The 16253-nt window shown below is 55.9% G+C and carries 15 protein-coding genes and 1 other annotated feature; of the genes, 5 read left to right on the top strand and 10 right to left on the bottom strand.

Going from position 1 to position 16253, the window contains the following annotated elements; translation table 11 throughout:
• Window positions 1–551: 551 nt before the first annotated feature.
• A complete protein-coding gene (locus tag CPA59_RS05735) occupies window positions 552–923 on the top strand; it encodes a hypothetical protein (protein ID WP_107758867.1) in 372 nt (123 codons plus the stop codon).
• A 339-nt stretch (window positions 924–1262) separates the two neighbouring features.
• Here CPA59_RS05735 and CPA59_RS05730 read toward each other — a convergent pair whose 3' ends face one another.
• Window positions 1263–1661 carry a hypothetical protein gene (locus CPA59_RS05730; RefSeq protein WP_071605174.1) on the bottom strand — a complete coding sequence of 133 codons (399 nt, stop codon included), beginning with the start codon at window positions 1659–1661 and terminating at the stop codon, window positions 1263–1265.
• Between the two features lie 528 nt (window positions 1662–2189).
• Entirely contained in the window at window positions 2190–3842 is a 1653-nt protein-coding gene (ushA, locus tag CPA59_RS05725) for a bifunctional UDP-sugar hydrolase/5'-nucleotidase UshA (protein ID WP_038918213.1), read from the bottom strand.
• A 489-nt stretch (window positions 3843–4331) separates the two neighbouring features.
• Here ushA and ybaL point away from each other — a divergent pair, with 489 nt between their 5' ends.
• Entirely contained in the window at window positions 4332–6017 is a 1686-nt protein-coding gene (ybaL, locus tag CPA59_RS05720; RefSeq protein WP_038918212.1) for a YbaL family putative K(+) efflux transporter, read from the top strand.
• 64 nt (window positions 6018–6081) lie between these two features.
• Here ybaL and hemH read toward each other — a convergent pair whose 3' ends face one another.
• The 8 genes from hemH to CPA59_RS05680 form a co-directional block, all read right to left on the bottom strand.
• Window positions 6082–7044, bottom strand: coding sequence for a ferrochelatase (gene hemH, locus CPA59_RS05715; RefSeq protein ID WP_107758866.1), 963 nt, complete (start codon window positions 7042–7044; stop codon window positions 6082–6084).
• Between the two features lie 205 nt (window positions 7045–7249).
• The gene (adk, locus tag CPA59_RS05710; RefSeq protein ID WP_038661156.1) at window positions 7250–7894 is read right to left on the bottom strand and encodes an adenylate kinase; all 645 of its coding nucleotides are present in this window, start codon (window positions 7892–7894) and stop codon (window positions 7250–7252) included.
• A 282-nt stretch (window positions 7895–8176) separates the two neighbouring features.
• Window positions 8177–10060 carry a molecular chaperone HtpG gene (htpG, locus tag CPA59_RS05705; RefSeq protein WP_162942966.1) on the bottom strand — a complete coding sequence of 628 codons (1884 nt, stop codon included), beginning with the start codon at window positions 10058–10060 and terminating at the stop codon, window positions 8177–8179.
• Window positions 10061–10321: 261 nt separating this feature from the next.
• A complete protein-coding gene (gene recR, locus CPA59_RS05700) occupies window positions 10322–10927 on the bottom strand; it encodes a recombination mediator RecR (protein ID WP_038661158.1) in 606 nt (201 codons plus the stop codon).
• The gene (locus tag CPA59_RS05695) at window positions 10927–11256 is read right to left on the bottom strand and encodes a YbaB/EbfC family nucleoid-associated protein (protein WP_016942050.1); all 330 of its coding nucleotides are present in this window, start codon (window positions 11254–11256) and stop codon (window positions 10927–10929) included. Before CPA59_RS05695 ends, recR begins: the two co-directional genes overlap by 1 nt.
• A gap of 41 nt (window positions 11257–11297) precedes the next feature.
• Window positions 11298–13310: a DNA polymerase III subunit gamma/tau gene (dnaX, locus tag CPA59_RS05690; protein WP_107758865.1), complete on the bottom strand. Its 2013-nt coding sequence runs from the start codon at window positions 13308–13310 to the stop codon at window positions 11298–11300.
• Window positions 11907–11971, bottom strand: a sequence feature (DnaX frameshifting element). Its footprint overlaps the gene before it by 65 nt.
• A gap of 74 nt (window positions 13311–13384) precedes the next feature.
• Window positions 13385–13933 carry an adenine phosphoribosyltransferase gene (apt, locus tag CPA59_RS05685; RefSeq protein WP_038661165.1) on the bottom strand — a complete coding sequence of 183 codons (549 nt, stop codon included), beginning with the start codon at window positions 13931–13933 and terminating at the stop codon, window positions 13385–13387.
• A 180-nt stretch (window positions 13934–14113) separates the two neighbouring features.
• Window positions 14114–14482 (bottom strand): DUF454 family protein, encoded by a 369-nt coding sequence (locus CPA59_RS05680; protein WP_033570174.1) that lies wholly within the window; start codon window positions 14480–14482, stop codon window positions 14114–14116.
• A gap of 128 nt (window positions 14483–14610) precedes the next feature.
• Between CPA59_RS05680 and CPA59_RS05675 the strand changes: the two genes are divergently transcribed.
• The 3 genes from CPA59_RS05675 to rsmS all read left to right on the top strand — a co-directional run bounded on the left by CPA59_RS05675 (window position 14611) and on the right by rsmS (window position 16222).
• Window positions 14611–15381, top strand: coding sequence for a tRNA-(ms[2]io[6]A)-hydroxylase (locus CPA59_RS05675; RefSeq protein ID WP_107758864.1), 771 nt, complete (start codon window positions 14611–14613; stop codon window positions 15379–15381).
• Window positions 15382–15445: 64 nt separating this feature from the next.
• Window positions 15446–15979 (top strand): primosomal replication protein PriC, encoded by a 534-nt coding sequence (gene priC, locus CPA59_RS05670; RefSeq protein WP_100849119.1) that lies wholly within the window; start codon window positions 15446–15448, stop codon window positions 15977–15979.
• Between the two features lie 78 nt (window positions 15980–16057).
• On the top strand, window positions 16058–16222 hold the full coding sequence (rsmS, locus tag CPA59_RS05665; RefSeq protein ID WP_071605173.1) for a pleiotropic regulatory protein RsmS: 165 nt from the start codon (window positions 16058–16060) through the stop codon (window positions 16220–16222).
• Window positions 16223–16253: the final 31 nt, after the last annotated feature.

Raw genomic sequence — 16253 nt, 5'->3', positions numbered from 1 at the left:
AAGCATAAAAAAGATTATCCATTAATAAATCTGGTTTACTCTCTACCCATGTAAACCAAGTCCGGCATAGTACAGTGAAGAAAAGACGCATCCTCCTTAGAGCCTATCCCAATAGGTGTCATTGACGCAGCCAGTTTGGACTCGGACAGCGCGGAGACAATATGCAACGCATATTGAACGGACAACGTCATTGTCCGGCCCAACGGGCGAGCGCGGCGAGTAAACCGGAGCGAACACGGAGTACGTGAGGATTTCGCGCACTGCCCAGGGCCTAAATGGCCCTATTGGGATAGGCTATTAGCCATCATGCGCCAACAATATCACAGGGTTAAGGCCGTACTCTCACAGAATGTTATAAAACTGATGCCGACGTCACTGATTTGTAAAAAAGCAGGTCAACGCGCTGTGCGCCGTCAATATCAGCAGGTCTTTTCTTCGTTAATAGCGAAAATCTATCGGCTGATTTAAGCATATTTATGAATATTGTTTTTTGGATAAAACCATTCAAAAAGTAGGATTATTTAATTCTCATTACCTCCCGGAAAATAGACATGTCCAAACTTGAGATTCAGGCAACCAGCGCTTCATTTACGCCAGCTCGCGTTCTCCGGACCGAGTCAGAAAACGACGCCTTCGGAATTGAGCTTAAAAAAGCACAGGCAGAGGAACACATCCCTTTCAGGAATGAAACTCACCTCAGGGCACAACCACAGCCGTCCGCTGCGGCACAGGAACTCATGGAGTGGCTTGCGATGTCCCCGGAAGAAAGGTTGTTTTTTTCCGTACTGTCCTCAATGGGAATATCCAAAGAACAGTATGAAGCTATGCCTCCGGAGCAACAGATGGAGCTAGACCGCAAGGTACAGGAGCGCATAAAAGAAATGGCAAAAGAAGGCTGTTCTCCATCAGCGCTCCAGGCATGATTTCCTGGCCCATCCTGAAGCGGCGGTATCCACTCTCAACAGCAGAATGGAAACCCGTGATGATGCGCTTCATGCACAGGGCCTGACACACAATTTGAAAACCAATGCCTCGCGAAGAGCGGTGTTCATGCCTGCGGGTAAGATAGCAACGTGGCGACACCCCGTGTTCGATGGCGGAAACGGCGATATAGCGCCCACACCAGAAAATACCAATAGAGCGCTATTTGCAGACTAATATAACTCGTCATCTACCGGTATATCGGTGTGCCGAGTAGGAAAACGATAAGTCCGAGTCGATAATTAAAACTAAAGCTATTAATTAAATCACCTGGGAGCGAATTAGTTTGCTTTTTGTATCAGCAACGTCGCCTGACCAATATTATCATTACAATTATCGTCGCTGATATAGGCTATAAACGGTGAGCCAGATGAATCCACAACAATCGGATTGCTGGTAACAGAGACGCCCCAACGAGCGTTTTTAAATCCACCTTGCACCATGACTGCATCAATAATACAGCTATTACCAGAAGAGCGATTACAATTCATACTATTAGACACAAGAGATAAAACATATCTCCCTGGCTCTAAAGAAAACTTAGCTGACGTACCTGCCAGGGTATCAAGAGCAGGCGCTGTCAGACAATTCCGTTGAGGATCAATAGTTATGCTTGTCGCCGCTTCACTGACAAAAGGAAGACATGCCAGCATGAATATGCCAATAGAGGTATTGCGCATGATTAAATCTCCTGAAAATTTTTGATAAATTAATGCAATTCCATTTCATTGAAAAAAAACAATTTACTTTATAAAAACTCACCCATAACGATGGTATTTCATACTAATCCATGCAATCAAAAAATGTCAATATTCAGCATCTTGCTGAACCACATTAAAAAACAGGCCGACAGATTCCAATTATTTAAACTGGCACAAAAAGATTACTCTAACTTAAATACCCTTAGCCCAAACTGTCTTTTATCAAACAATATTCCTTTCGGAACTAAGCTACAAAATAGTTATTATTCACGAATCACAACACCATCGGATAATATCGTCAATTAATAATTACCACGCAATGTTTCTGGATGACCATTATTCTTTACGAAACGCCGTCTGATAAAGTGGCTGTAATATCGTTGATGTTCTATTACGTGAACAAGAGTGAAGTATTCATGTACAAGGCTATATCGCAAAAGTTTTTTAGCCGAGAAAAAAGCGGTTCCCACTCTCAAAAAACAGAGCAGAAACCGCCATATGCATCAATTATTTATAAACAATCTCGCCTTTCGGCTCGTAATCTGCCGCCTGCAATGGAGAGTGTTTTTCGACGTACTGACGCAACACTTCCGCGTCCACAAAGCCGGTATTGACGTAGCTCGGCAGGTCGCTCAGTTTCGGGTAACCGTCACCGCCGGTGGCGTTAAAGCTCAGGGTGGAAATGCGGTAGATCTTGTCCGCCTGCAGCGGTTCGCCCTTGATCTTCACGTTCTTCACGCCGGTGCCGTCCGCTTCCAGGCTGACATTCAGGAACTGAGCATACGCGCCGGAATCCACCTTCTTATTGGCGACCACCGCCAGGTATTTTTCCACCTCGCTGCCTTTCAGGTCGGCATATACCAGCGTGTTGCCGAACGGTTGTACCTTGAGCAGGGTCTTGTAGGTGATGTCGCCGGACTCAATCGAATCCCGCACGCCGCCGCCGCTCATGACCCCGAAATCCGCTTTGGCCCGCTCCAACTGGGCAGACAACAGCACCCGCGACAGGTTGGTTTGCACGAAACGAACCTTGTTGCGGTCGCCTTCCAGTCGACCATTCACGCTGCCCACTTTCACATCCAGTTGCGCCTTGCCCTTCTCCTGGAACGGCGTCAGCAGTTTCATCATGTCCGGGTTCTGGCTGATTTCCTGGGTGTAGTACACGCGCTCGCTGCTGCCGTCGGCCTTCTCGACTTTCTTCTTCAGGTTGACAGGAATCAGTTGATAGTGAGCCAGCTTCAGCTCGCCGTTGCGGAAAGTAAAATCGGCGCGGCCCACATACTTGCCCCACTCATGCGCCTGCACAATCCAGGTGCCGTTCTGGCGATCCGGCGCGCAGGGGGTGCCGGGCACATAATCCACCTGTTTTTTATTCTCGCTGGCCATGCACACCGGGTCCTGCGAATGGCCGCCGACGATCATGTCGAGATATCCCGCAGGCAGGCTGCGCGCCATTTCTACATCGCCCGGCGCATTGGAGCCGTGATCGCCGTTATCGTAGTGCCCCATGTGGGTAGCGGCGATGATGACATCCGGCTTCTCTTTTTTGCGCAGTTGTTCCACGACCTTTTTCGCTTCATCGGCCGGTTTGCGAAACTCGATGTCGTGGAAATACTCCGGATTGCCGATTTTGGCGGTGTCGTCAGTCGTCAGGCCGATAACGGCAATCTTGATTCCCTGACGGTCAAACAGCGAGTAAGGCTTGAACAACCGCTTTTTGGTGCTTTTCTGGTAGATGTTGGCGGAAAGCAGCGGGAAATGCGCCCATTTTTCCTGCTGGCGCAATACCGTGAGCGGGTTGTCGAATTCATGGTTGCCGATAGCCATCGCGTCATAACCCACCAGGTTCATGCCGCGGAAGTCCGGCTCGGCGTCCTGCAGGTCGGATTCCGGCACCCCGGTGTTGATATCGCCGCCCGACAGCAGCAGTACGCTGCCCCCTTTGCCCGCCACTTCCTGACGAATCTGGTCCACCAGCGTTTTCTGCGCCGCCAGACCGTATTCGCCGTAGTCGTTATGCCAGAAATGACCGTGGTGGTCATTGGTGTGCAAAATCGTGATGTTGTAGGTTTTATCTTTTTCCCATGCCAGTGCATAAGGCGACGACAGCGCCAGCGTTACCGCCATCAGGCATCCCAGATTTTTGACAGAAAAATGCATAACCGCTCCCCGTAATAAAAATTCCTTATAGAATTGTTACATTAAACCTGTTGTGACGCGCACAAATTAACACAAATCAGCGCAGGATGGTTGACGTTATGATGAACCTGAGATGCCTCGCGTTATCGCAGAACAGCCATACTATTATTCTGATAATCCGTAACTTGAATCATGGCAGAAATACCGGTGGATGCGGCCGGCGGGATTTCTCCGCAAACAGAGATTGAATTAGCCCTATATATCAACGATAAAAGCAATAATTTAACTGAAAATATGTGTTACACTATTTAAATAGATGAAAAACACCATTTTATGTCTCACTCTGCCCGTCTTCCTGACGGTTTTCCCCCTCTGACGTTGAATAGTGCCATCGGTATACGGATAGGGAACGGTTTGGGCCGGCAGGGTACATAAGCATTCAGGAGCCGCAACCTACTGACGGCTCAGGAATATCCGCCCATTCTCGTTACGCATGGCAAAGGAGTCGGAATGCATGATAATACCACCCCCTTAATCTCCACGATGGCCGTCGGTCTGGTGCTGGCTTTTCTGCTCGGCATCCTGGCCAACCGACTGCGTATTTCCCCGCTGGTCGGGTATCTGGTCGCCGGCGTGTTGGTCGGTCCTTTTACGCCGGGTTTTGTCGCCGATACCCAACTGGCGCCGGAAATTGCCGAACTGGGCGTGATTTTGCTGATGTTCGGCGTTGGGCTGCATTTTTCGCTACGGGATTTGATGGCGGTAAAGTCGATCGCCATTCCCGGCGCGGTGGCGCAAATCATGATGGCGACCCTGCTCGGCGCTGGATTGTCGGCGCTGCTGGGATGGAGCCTGCCGGAGGGGTTGGTATTTGGTTTGTGTCTGTCCACCGCCAGTACCGTGGTGCTGCTGCGCGCGCTGGAAGAACGCCAGTTGATCGACAGTCAACGCGGGCAAATTGCCATTGGCTGGTTGATTGTCGAAGATCTGGCGATGGTGCTGACGCTGGTGCTGCTGCCGGCCTTCGCCGACATGCTGAAAACCGATACCACCAATACCAGTAAGCTGCTGCAGGACCTGGCGATTACGCTGGGCAAAGTAGTGGCGTTCATTACGCTGATGGTGGTGGTGGGCCGACGCGTGGTGCCGTGGGTGCTGGCGAAAAGCGCCAGTACCGGTTCACGCGAGCTGTTTACGCTGTCGGTGCTGGCAATGGCGCTCGGCATCGCGTTCGGCGCGGTCAAACTGTTTGACGTCTCGTTTGCGCTGGGGGCGTTTTTCGCCGGCATGGTGCTGAACGAGTCGGAACTGAGCCAGCGCGCCGCACACGACACTCTGCCGCTGCGCGATGCATTCGCGGTGCTGTTCTTCGTTTCCGTCGGCATGCTGTTCGACCCGATGATCCTGGTGAGCGAACCGCTGGCGGTGCTGAGCACGCTGCTGATTATCGTGGTTGGCAAGTCGATGGCCGCCTTTGTGCTGGTGCACATGTTCGGGCATTCCAAACGCACGGCGCTGACTATTTCCGTCAGTCTGGCGCAGATTGGCGAGTTCGCCTTTATTCTGGCCGGTCTTGGCATTTCGCTTGGCATGTTGTCGGAAAACGGCCGCAATCTGGTGCTGGCCGGCGCAATTTTGTCGATCATGCTCAACCCGCTGCTGTTCGCCTTGCTGGAACGCTATCTGGCCAAGCACGAAACCATTGAAGAGCAGATCGTCGAAGAAGCAATCGAAGAGGAAAAACAGATCCCGGTTGACCTGTGCAATCATGCGTTGCTGGTGGGTTATGGGCGTGTAGGCAGTCTGATCGGCGCCCGGTTGTATCAGGCTGGCGTACCGATGGTGGTGATTGAAACCTCGCGTGCGCGCGTCGATGCGCTGCGGGAACAAGGCATCAAAACGGTGCTGGGCAACGCCACGCGGCCCGATATCATGGACATCGCCCGTCTTGACTGCGCCAGTTGGCTGTTGCTGACCATCCCCAACGGCTACGAAGCCGGGGAAATTGTGGCGGCGGCGAGAGCGCGTCGCCCGGACCTGAAAATCATCGCCCGGGCTCACTATGACGATGAAGTCGCTTACATCACCGATCACGGCGCCGATCACGTGGTCATGGGCGAACGGGAAATCGCCGAAACCATGATCACCATGCTGAACGTCGACGAGATCGTCGCCGCCAAAGCGTGCCCGCTCTAAACCGTCCCCCGTCAGGCGCCGTTGGCGCCTGACGTCACGTCGCGTACCGCCATCGATGAGCGCCTTACGCCGGCGCGTTCACCAACTGCGCCAGCAACGCAATGTGCTGCGGGTCGTCGTTCAGCGCCGGGATATAATGGAAAGACTCCCCGCCGGCATGCAGGAAAATCTCCCGATTCTGTTCTTTGATCTCTTCCAGCGTTTCCAGGCAGTCGGCGGCAAAACCGGGGCAGATGACTTGAACCCGTTTTACCCTCTGCTTCGGCAGCGCCTGCATGGTTTCATCGGTGTAAGGCGTCAGCCAGACTTCACGGCCGAAACGAGACTGGAAGGTCATCATCACCTGTTCCGCCGGCAAGCCGAGCGCGGCAGTCAACGCCTGAGCCGTAGCGGCGCAGCGTTCAGGATAATCATCGCCTTCGTCAGCGTAGCGCTGCGGAATGCCGTGGAATGAAATAACCAGCTTATCCGGCACGCCATGCTCCGCAAATGACAGTTCGACGCGGTGCTTCAGCGCCGCGATATACGCCGGATGATCGGCATAATCACGGATAAAACGAATGCCCGGCACCTGACGCCGGGTACTCAGCAACTTCGCCAGACCATCCCACACGGCGGCGGTGGTGGAGCAGGAATACTGCGGGTACATCGGCAACACCGTCACTTCGGTGACGCCCTGCGCCAGCAGCGCATCCAGCGCGGACTGCAAACTCGGCGAACCATAGCTCATGCCCAACTCCACCGGCATATCCGGCAAACTCGCCGCCAGCGCCTGCTGCTGCCGGCGGCTGTAAACCAGCAGCGGCGATCCCGCCTCCATCCACACCGACTGGTAGAGCTTCGCCACCCGCGGTGAACGGGTCGGCAGAATAATGCCGCGCAGGATGGCGCACCACAACAGCCGGTTCAGATCCACGACGCGTTTATCACTCAGGAATTCGGCCAGATAACGTTTTACCGCCTGCGGCGTCGGTGCATCCGGCGTGCCCAGATTCACCATCAACACACCGCGTTTTTCTTTTTTCATCAACGTTTTCCTCTGCTGCCGCTTCGGCATCATCGTTTGGACGGGAACGGAGTGTCATTGTAGCGGAAACGCCGCTGTGAAAAACCGGCTGGCAGCGTGGTTAACGCCGATACCAGCAATTGTCGGGAGCAATACAGAGGAGAAAACAGCGGGAGAATGCGGGAAGAAGCGCCATCAGCCATGATGGCGCATCCGAAAGACGGAATCAGCCGAGGATACGGGCCAGCTCTGCGCTGACTTCGCTGACCTGGCGGGTGCCGTCAATCTTGTGGTAACGGGTGTGGTTAGCCGCGGCTTCCTGCTGATAGTAATTCACCAGCGGCGCGGTCTGCTGATGGTATTCCACCAGACGTTTGCGTACGGTGTCTTCCTGATCATCTTTACGGATGGTCAGCTCTTCACCCGTTACGTCATCTTTGCCTTCCACTTTAGGCGGATTGAACTTCACGTGATACACACGACCGGAAGCCGCATGCACGCGACGGCCGATGATGCGCTCGACGATCAGCTCGTCAGGCACGTCGAACTCAATCACATGATCGACATTAATGCCGGCTTCTTTCATCGCGTCAGCCTGAGGAATGGTACGCGGGAAACCATCCAGCAGGAAACCATTGCGGCAGTCATCTTGTGCGATGCGCTCTTTGACCAGGGCAATCACCAGTTCGTCTGTCACCAGTTTACCCGCATCCATGATTTCTTTTGCCTGCTTGCCCAGTTCACTACCGGCCTTTACCGCCGCACGCAGCATATCGCCGGTGGAAATTTGCGGAATGCCATACTTCTCCATAATGAACTGAGCCTGAGTACCTTTGCCTGCGCCCGGAGCGCCCAGCAGAATAATACGCATTGCGTAATTCCCCTTGCTATGTAGTTTTTTTAAAAAAAATTTGAAAAACGCTAAACCATACCATTCCGGAGGCGCTTCCTCAAGGAACGGGCTCGGTTCAGCGGGCGCGGTACTACTGAAATCTGTGATGGCGTATGACTTTTCAGCCGACTCTGAGAGTGTAGACGACGAATTGGCAACCCGGGAGTTACCAATCGTTAACATTAGAGCAAATATATGCAGAAGCGGTATAAAAAACGCCCCGGCAAGCCGGAGCGTTCAGTCTCATCATGATAAGCAGAATCAGGCAGTCAGCAGTTGGTTCATTCGACGGATAAACTGGTTAGGATCTTCCAGCGTACCGCGCTCGGCAAACAGCGCCTGATCCAACAGCAGCTCTACCCACTCGCCGAACTGCGCGTCATCCTGCGTATCGGCGGCGCGTTTTACCAGCGCATGTTCCGGGTTCAGTTCGAAAATGTACTTCACTTCCGGCGCCTGCTGGCCCGCAGCGGCAAACAACTTCGCCATCTGGGTGCTCATGTCGTTGGCGTCAGTGGTGACAATCGCCGGCGTGTCGGTCAGGCGGTGCGTCAGGCGCACCTCTTTCACGCGCTCGCCCAGCAGCGTCTTGACGCGATCGACAAACGGCTCCAGCGCCTTCTCCGCTTCTTTCTGCGACTCGTCAGCCTCATCCGCCAGTTTGTCCAGCGACTCGTCGGCCTTGCTGACCGACTGGAAGGACTTACCGTCGAACTCGGTCAGGTAGCTCATCATCCATTCGTCGATGCGATCGGAGAGCAGCAGCACTTCGATGCCTTTCTTGCGGAACAGCTCCAGATGCGGGCTGCTCTTGGCGGCGGCGTAGCTGTCGGCGGTGATGTAATAGATCTTGTCCTGACCTTCCACCATGCGGCCGATGTAGTCATCCAGCGACACGCTCTGCTCATCGCTGTCGTTATGGGTGGTGGCGAAACGCAGCAATTTGGCGATGGTTTCACGGTTGCCGCTATCTTCCGCCGGCCCTTCCTTCAGCACCAGGCCGAACTGGCGCCAGAAAGTCTGGTATTTTTCGCTATCGTCTTTGGCCAGTTTTTCCAGCATCTGCAGCACGCGCTTGGTCAACGCGGTACGCAGGCTCTGCGTGACACGGTTGTCCTGCAGAATTTCACGCGAGACGTTGAGCGGCAGGTCGTTGGAATCGATCAGACCGCGGACAAAACGCAGGTAGGTCGGCATGAACTGTTCGGCATCGTCCATAATGAACACGCGCTGCACGTACAGTTTCAGACCATGTTTGTGATCGCGGTTCCACATGTCCCACGGCGCCTGGGAAGGAATGTACAGCAGGCTGGTGTATTCCTGCTTCCCTTCCACCCGGTTGTGGCTCCAGCTCAGTGGGTCGGTAAAGTCATGGGCGATGTGCTTGTAAAACTCGTGGTACTCGTCGTCGCTGATCTCAGACTTGCTGCGGGTCCACAGCGCCTGAGCTTTGTTGATCTTCTCCCAGGTGACGGTCTCTTCCCCGCCCTCTTCCTCGCTTTCAGTACGGGATTCGATTTCCACCGGCAACGCGATGTGATCGGAATACTTGCTGATCACCGAGCGCACGCGCCAGTTGTCGAGGAACTCATCCTCGCCTTCGCGCAGGTGCAGGGTGATTTCGGTGCCGCGTTCCGCTCTGGCGATATCGGCGATGGTGTATTCGCCTTCACCGGCGGATTCCCAGAACACGCCCTGATCGGCGCTGGCGCCCGCCACACGGGTTTTCACCGTCACCTTATCGGCAACGATAAACGCGGAATAGAAACCGACCCCGAACTGGCCGATCAACTGGCTGTCTTTCGCCTGATCGGAACCGAGAGACTCCAGAAACGCCTTGGTGCCGGATTTGGCAATGGTACCCAGGTTGTCAATCACGTCATCGCGGCTCATGCCGATGCCGTTATCGCTAATGGTCAGGGTCCGCTGTTCTTTATTGATCGATACCCGAACGCGCAACTCGCCGTCGCCTTCATACAGATCCGGCGTCGACAGCGCGCGAAAGCGCAATTTATCCGCCGCATCGGATGCGTTGGAGATCAATTCGCGCAGGAACACTTCTTTATTGGAATACAGCGAATGGATCATCAGGTGCAGCAGTTGCTTCACTTCGGACTGGAAGCCGCGGGTCTCTTGGCCTTTCATACTCATTATTACTTCCCTCAATACGTATTTATTCAGGCTGATTCAACGGAGGATAAGCAACAGATGGGGATAACCCGATAGGGTTTCAAGGGGGGAACTGTAATTGACCACACCGGCTATTTGTCTACAGCGACAATTTGTCTACACCGACACGTTGACCGCACCAACAATTTGACGACATAAGCAATTTGCCGACATAAACAATTTGGCGACATAAACAATGTCAGCGAGATGTCGGCCGCCGACAGGCGGCCGCAGAAATCAGAACCGGATGGGGTGTCGCCCGGCCAGCGAGTGAGACAGCGTGGTGCCGTCCACCATTTCCAGCTCGCCGCCCACCGGCACGCCGTGAGCGATACGGCTGGCCATTACCCCATGTTCGGCGCACAGCTCGGCGATGTAATTGGCCGTTGCATCGCCTTCCACCGTCGGGTTGGTCGCCAGAATCACTTCACTGATGGTTTCCGTCGCCAGACGCTCTTCCAGTCGATCCAGCCCGATATCGCCGGGACCGATGCCGTCCAGCGGCGACAGGTGGCCCATCAGCACAAAATAACGGCCGGCGAACTGCCCGGTCTGCTCGATGGCATGAATATCCGCCGGGCTCTCCACCACACAAATCTGGCCGTTCTGCTGACGACGCGGATTGGCGCAGATGGTGCAGACCTCCTGCTCGGTAAAGGTCCGGCAATCGGCGCAGTGGCCGATCTCCGACATCGCGCGGGTGAGCGCCTGCGCCAGACGCATACCGCCGCTGCGATCGCGCTGCAGCAGATGAAACGCCATACGCTGCGCCGATTTTGGCCCCACGCCGGGTAAACAGCGCAGCGCCTCCATCAGCGATTCAAGAAGCGGGCTGGTTTGCATCAGAACGGCATCTTGAAGCCGGGCGGCAGCGGAATACCGCTGGAAACCGACGCCATTTTTTCCTGCTGGACTTCAGCGATACGACGCGCCGCATCATTGAAGGCCGCCGCAATCAGGTCTTCCAGCATCTCTTTGTCGTCTTCCATCAGACTGGGGTCGATTTCAACACGACGGCAGTTGTGAGCGCCATTAATGGTCACCTTCACCAGCCCGGCGCCCGATTCCCCGGTCACTTCCAGGTTGGCGATCTCTTCCTGCGCCTTCTGCATTTTTTCCTGCATCTGCTGAGCTTGCTTCATCAGATTGCCTAAACCGCCTTTACCAAACATATCGTTCTCTCTACCACTTCGGGCTGCCGGCAGGCAGCGGGTTAAACGGGGCGGATACTCTCTTCGTCCAGTTCCGCATCAAAGAAACGCCGTAGCGTTTGAATATTATTATCAGCCATGATGGACTGGCGCGCCTGCGCCAGCTTCTCTTCATAAATGGCCTGACGCCACTCCAGCGGCGTACGGACCGCCGGCGTATCGTCTTCGGTGACAGTCAGGCTGATCGGACGCCCGTAGTGCGTCGCCAGCGCTTCCGACAGCGCTTTCTGCGCCGCCGCCGAATTCAGATGGCGCTGGGAAGAGCGCAAGTGCAGGTGAATCGCGCCCTCCTCCGGCATCTCTTTAAACGCATTAAGCGCCAACTGTTGTACCAGCTTAGGCAACGTCAGACGATCGATTTCCGCCGCCCAGGCATCGCGTTCGATGGCTTCCACCGCCAGCCTTGCGGCCAGCTCCGGCGTCTTTTCATATTCCAGCGCCGAGCGTAGCGCCTTGGGCGTAGTCACCGGCGCCGTTTCAACCGGCTCGGCTTTCTTCTGCGCCCGCCAGCGATAAGCCTCCTGCTTTTTCTGCTCTTCCTGCGCCACGGCTTTGGCCGCCATTTGCTGCTGACCACGCTCGGTCACCGAAGCCAGCCGCTCCAGCGCCGAGTTTACCGGCCGCGTTTTTCCTGACGCCGCCGGTTCAGTCTTTTTTGTCGGGGTATTTCCCTGTCGGCTCAGCAACTGGCTGCGCGCCTGCAACAACTGTGCGGTCGCATCCGGCAAATTGCTGTCCGGAGTTGGTGGTGCCGCAGGTTCGCTACCCGCAGCAGGAGCTGGTCTGGCCGCCGGTTCATCGCCGGATGCGGCAGGCACCGCGCTGGATCTAACCGATGGCGGCACACGCGCCGGTTCGACGGGTAACGGCGCACTCGCCGCAGGCGTCGCGGATGGCGCGCTGACCGGAACCGGTTCGGCGATCGTCTGGCTGGGATGAAACGCCAGCGCCCGCAACAGGGTCATTTCCACGCCCATGCGGCGATCCGGCGCGTACGGCAATTCCTTGCGCCCCACCAGCAGCGTCTGATAGTAGAGCTGCACCTCGGCAGGCGGGATCACCCGCGCCAGTTCACGCAACCGGGGCGCGACCTGATTGTATTCTTCACCCAATGCGGAAGGCAGCAACTGCAGCATAGCAATCCGGTGCAGCAGCGTCAGGGTTTCCACCAGCAGCGCTTCCCAATCGACGCCGCGCGACGCCGCCTGCCCCATCAGCGCCATGACACCGGCGCCATCGCCTTTCACCAGCGCTTCAATCAACGCCAGCGGCTGCTCATCATCCAGCGTGCCCAGCATCTGGCTGACGGCGGCGGCGGTGACCTGCCCTTGCCCCATGGCGATAGCCTGATCGGTCAGGCTCAGCGCATCGCGCAGGCTGCCATCGGCGGCGCGGGCCAGCAATTGCAGCGCGCGCGGTTCCGAGGCCAGTTGTTCCTGCTCCAGCACCTGTTGCAAATGCTGACGAATCTGCTCGGCATCAAGCGCTTTGAGATGAAACTGCAAGCAGCGGGACAGAATCGTCACCGGCAATTTTTGCGGATCGGTGGTCGCCAGCAGGAATTTCACATGCGGCGGCGGCTCTTCCAGCGTTTTCAGCAACGCGTTGAAGCTGTGGCGGGAGAGCATGTGCACTTCGTCGATCAGGTAGACCTTGAAGCGGCCGCGGGCCGGAGCGTATTGCACGTTATCCAGCAGGTCGCGGGTATCTTCCACTTTGGTGCGGGATGCCGCATCAATCTCGATCAGGTCGACGAATCGTCCCTGCTCGATTTCCCGGCAGGTAGCGCACTGGCCGCAGGGCGTAGCCGTGATCCCGGTTTCGCAATTCAGCCCTTTCGCCAGTAAACGGGCGATAGTCGTCTTGCCTACGCCCCGGGTACCGGAAAACAGGTAAGCATGATGGATACGGCCTAACGAAAGACCATTGGCTAACGCCGTCAGGACATGTTCCTGTCCTACCACGTCAGCAAAGGTTTGGGGACGCCACTTACGGGCAAGAACCTGATAGCTCATCAATACCGCAGCAGTTGAGTTATTGAGGAGGTGATGCTAACACAGTCTCGCCGCCATCGGCGAGACTGCCGTCATCAATGGCCGGGGAAATCGACCAGGCTGTAGCAGGCGATGCCCATGCTTTCGAGGCGCTGCTGTCCACCCAGGTCAAAGAGATTGATGATAAAAGCGGCGTCGGCAACCTGGCCGCCGAGACGACGAATCAGTTTGACGGTCGCTTCGATCGTACCGCCGGTCGCCAGCAGATCGTCCACCACCAGCACTTTGTCGCTGGCGGTAATGGAATCGGCGTGAATTTCCAGCGTATCGCTGCCGTATTCCAGTTCATAGCTTTCGCTCAGCGTCGCGCGCGGCAATTTACCCGGCTTGCGCACCGGCACGAATCCGACGCCCAACGCCAGCGCCACCGGCGCGCCAAACAGGAAACCACGCGCTTCGGTACCGACCACTTTGGTAATGCCGGCGTCCTGATAGCGTTTAACCAGCATGTCGATGCTCGCCGAATAGGCCTGCGGATTCTCCAGCAGGCTGGTCACATCACGAAACAGTATGCCCGGCTTGGGGTAATCCGGAATACTCTTGATACTGTTTTTAATCAATTCTGGCTGCTGAGTTGCGGTCATAATGTTGTGCCTGATAAAACCTTATATTCACTGAACACCGCCACGGCCCTTCGTCATGCCGCCCGCAGGCGTTGGCGATAAAAAATACGGTGGCGGCTCGCGCACGAAAACGCTCAAATCTAGTCAAACTGACCGGCAAATGCAACCGGCCCGCGCAGATCCGCCTGTTTTTATCGCAGGCTATTGCTTCGGATCAATAACCGGTAAACGCAGCATAAAGGTTAGCAACGCGACCAGAATCACCAGCAGCAGGCCCCTGACCCAGTTAATATCCACCAGCCACAATGACAAGGCAAAAGTCGCGATAATCACCAGCACCGCCTTGGTTTTGACGCCCGGCGGCAGCGCGCGATGCTGCTGCCAGTGGCGCAAATAGCCGCCGAACCAGGAGCGGTACAGCAGCCAATAGTGGAAGCGCGGCGAGGAGCGGGCAAAACACCAGGCGGCCAACAGCAGAAACGGCGTGGTCGGCAACAACGGCAACACTACGCCCAACGCCGCCAGCACTACCGCCAGCCATCCCACGGTTATCAGCACCACTCGATACATCTTGCCTCCATTGCATTTCCACACGAACGTTCATTTCCAGATAGGTCACCCGGGCCGCAGCAGACCCGATCGCAATCCACAGGAATCGTTGTATCATACCGCCACGTTAACTCAATCCGTCCGCCGTAATGTTTGATCATTCCATTCTCGACCCCATTCATGCCTTCCTGACCGCCGCTACGCCAGATGAGTGGATCGACGAAGCGCGCAAACCGGAAAATCTGCCGGTATTGCTGCGCGATCATCTGTTATGCGAACTGAAAGCCGCCCAGAGCGCGCTGTTTTTGATCCGTCGTTACGCGGTGGATCAGGAGAGCCGGCATCAATTGCAGGACTGGATTGCCCCGTACGAGCATTTCGCTTTCCGACAAGTGGGCGACATGCAGATGCTGACAGCAGGCGGGCAAATTACCCGTCAGATTACCGCCCGCGCCGGCTGCCACTATAGTCAGGACATGATCGATAAAATGGTGATGTTGATCCGCGAAGAGCTGCACCATTTCTATCAGGTGCTGGAAGTCATGGAGCAAAAGGGCATTCCTTACCAGAACGTGCCCGCCAGCCGCTACGCCCGCGGCATGACGCAACACATGAAATCTCATGAGCCGGATGCGCTGGTGGACAAACTGATTATCGGCGCCTTTATCGAAGCGCGCTCCTGCGAGCGCTTCGCCAGACTGGCGCCGCATCTGGAAGAAGACCTGCGCAAATTCTACATTTCATTGCTGCGTTCCGAGGCCCGCCACTATCAGGATTATCTGGCGCTGGCGGAACAGATCGCCGGTCAGGAGATTACCGCGCGCGTCGCCTTTTTTGCGCAAACAGAAGCACAGCTGATCACCAGCCCGGACAACGATTTCAAATTCCACAGCGGCAAACCGGCGTTCAGCACCCACTGAACCGGCCCGTGATTCCACATACCGCGGCTTACGGATGCCGCGGTCGACCGACGGAGGAAACGCCATGGAAACACAGGCACTGCTGGCCGTGCTGGCGCGCCAGATTGATACGCTGGCGCGGGATATCGAGCCGATTGCCGCGCGACAGGCGCCCCGGTCACGTTTTGATCGCCAGTTATTCAGTTGTTACGGCACCCGGCTGGGCGATTATCTCGACGAGATCCGCCATAACTACCAACATCTGCAGCAATATGTACAGGAACAGCGCCTGGATCGGGTGGCGTTCATGGCGGAAAAACTGCTGACGCAAATGACGGCGCTGCAACGGGAACTGGCAACCCAACCGCTGCGGGAGCAGGAGCCCGCGACGCCGGCGCCGCAGGACCGGTACCAGAAACTGGCGGAATATCAGGGCTATGAGCGTCGACTGCTGGCGATGATTCAGGATCGGGAAAGCTTGCTGGCGACCCAGAGCCAACTCAGCGAGCAGCAACGCCTGCAACGCGAGCTGGCGGCGCTGGAAGGCCGACTGGCCCGTTGCCGTCAGGCGCTGTCGCGGCTGGAGCGTCAGATTGAACGCCAGGAGCAGGGGTTTTGACCTTTCGTGATCTTCGTTCACTATTCTCTGCTATGTTTTAGAAAAAACAGAACAGGATTGGAGTGAGGTAGAAAAATCATGTCGCTGGAAAATGAAACGCCAGAAGTCAAACTGGCGGTCGATCTCATTATGCTGTTGGAAGACAACCAGATAGCGCCGAAGGTAGTGCTGGCGGCGCTGGAAATCGTACGTCGGGACTACCAGTTGAAGGCCGACGCCCCACCCCACCAGACGCCCGCCTGACGCCGGAGCAGGCGTTCCCGCTCCGACGCAT

It is taken from the genome of Dickeya sp. Secpp 1600, assembly GCF_003049805.1.
Classification (GTDB): Bacteria; Pseudomonadota; Gammaproteobacteria; order Enterobacterales; family Enterobacteriaceae; genus Dickeya; species Dickeya fangzhongdai.
The sequence above is the reverse complement of the archived record's forward strand: the minus strand, read 5'-3'. Positions and strand labels throughout refer to the sequence as shown.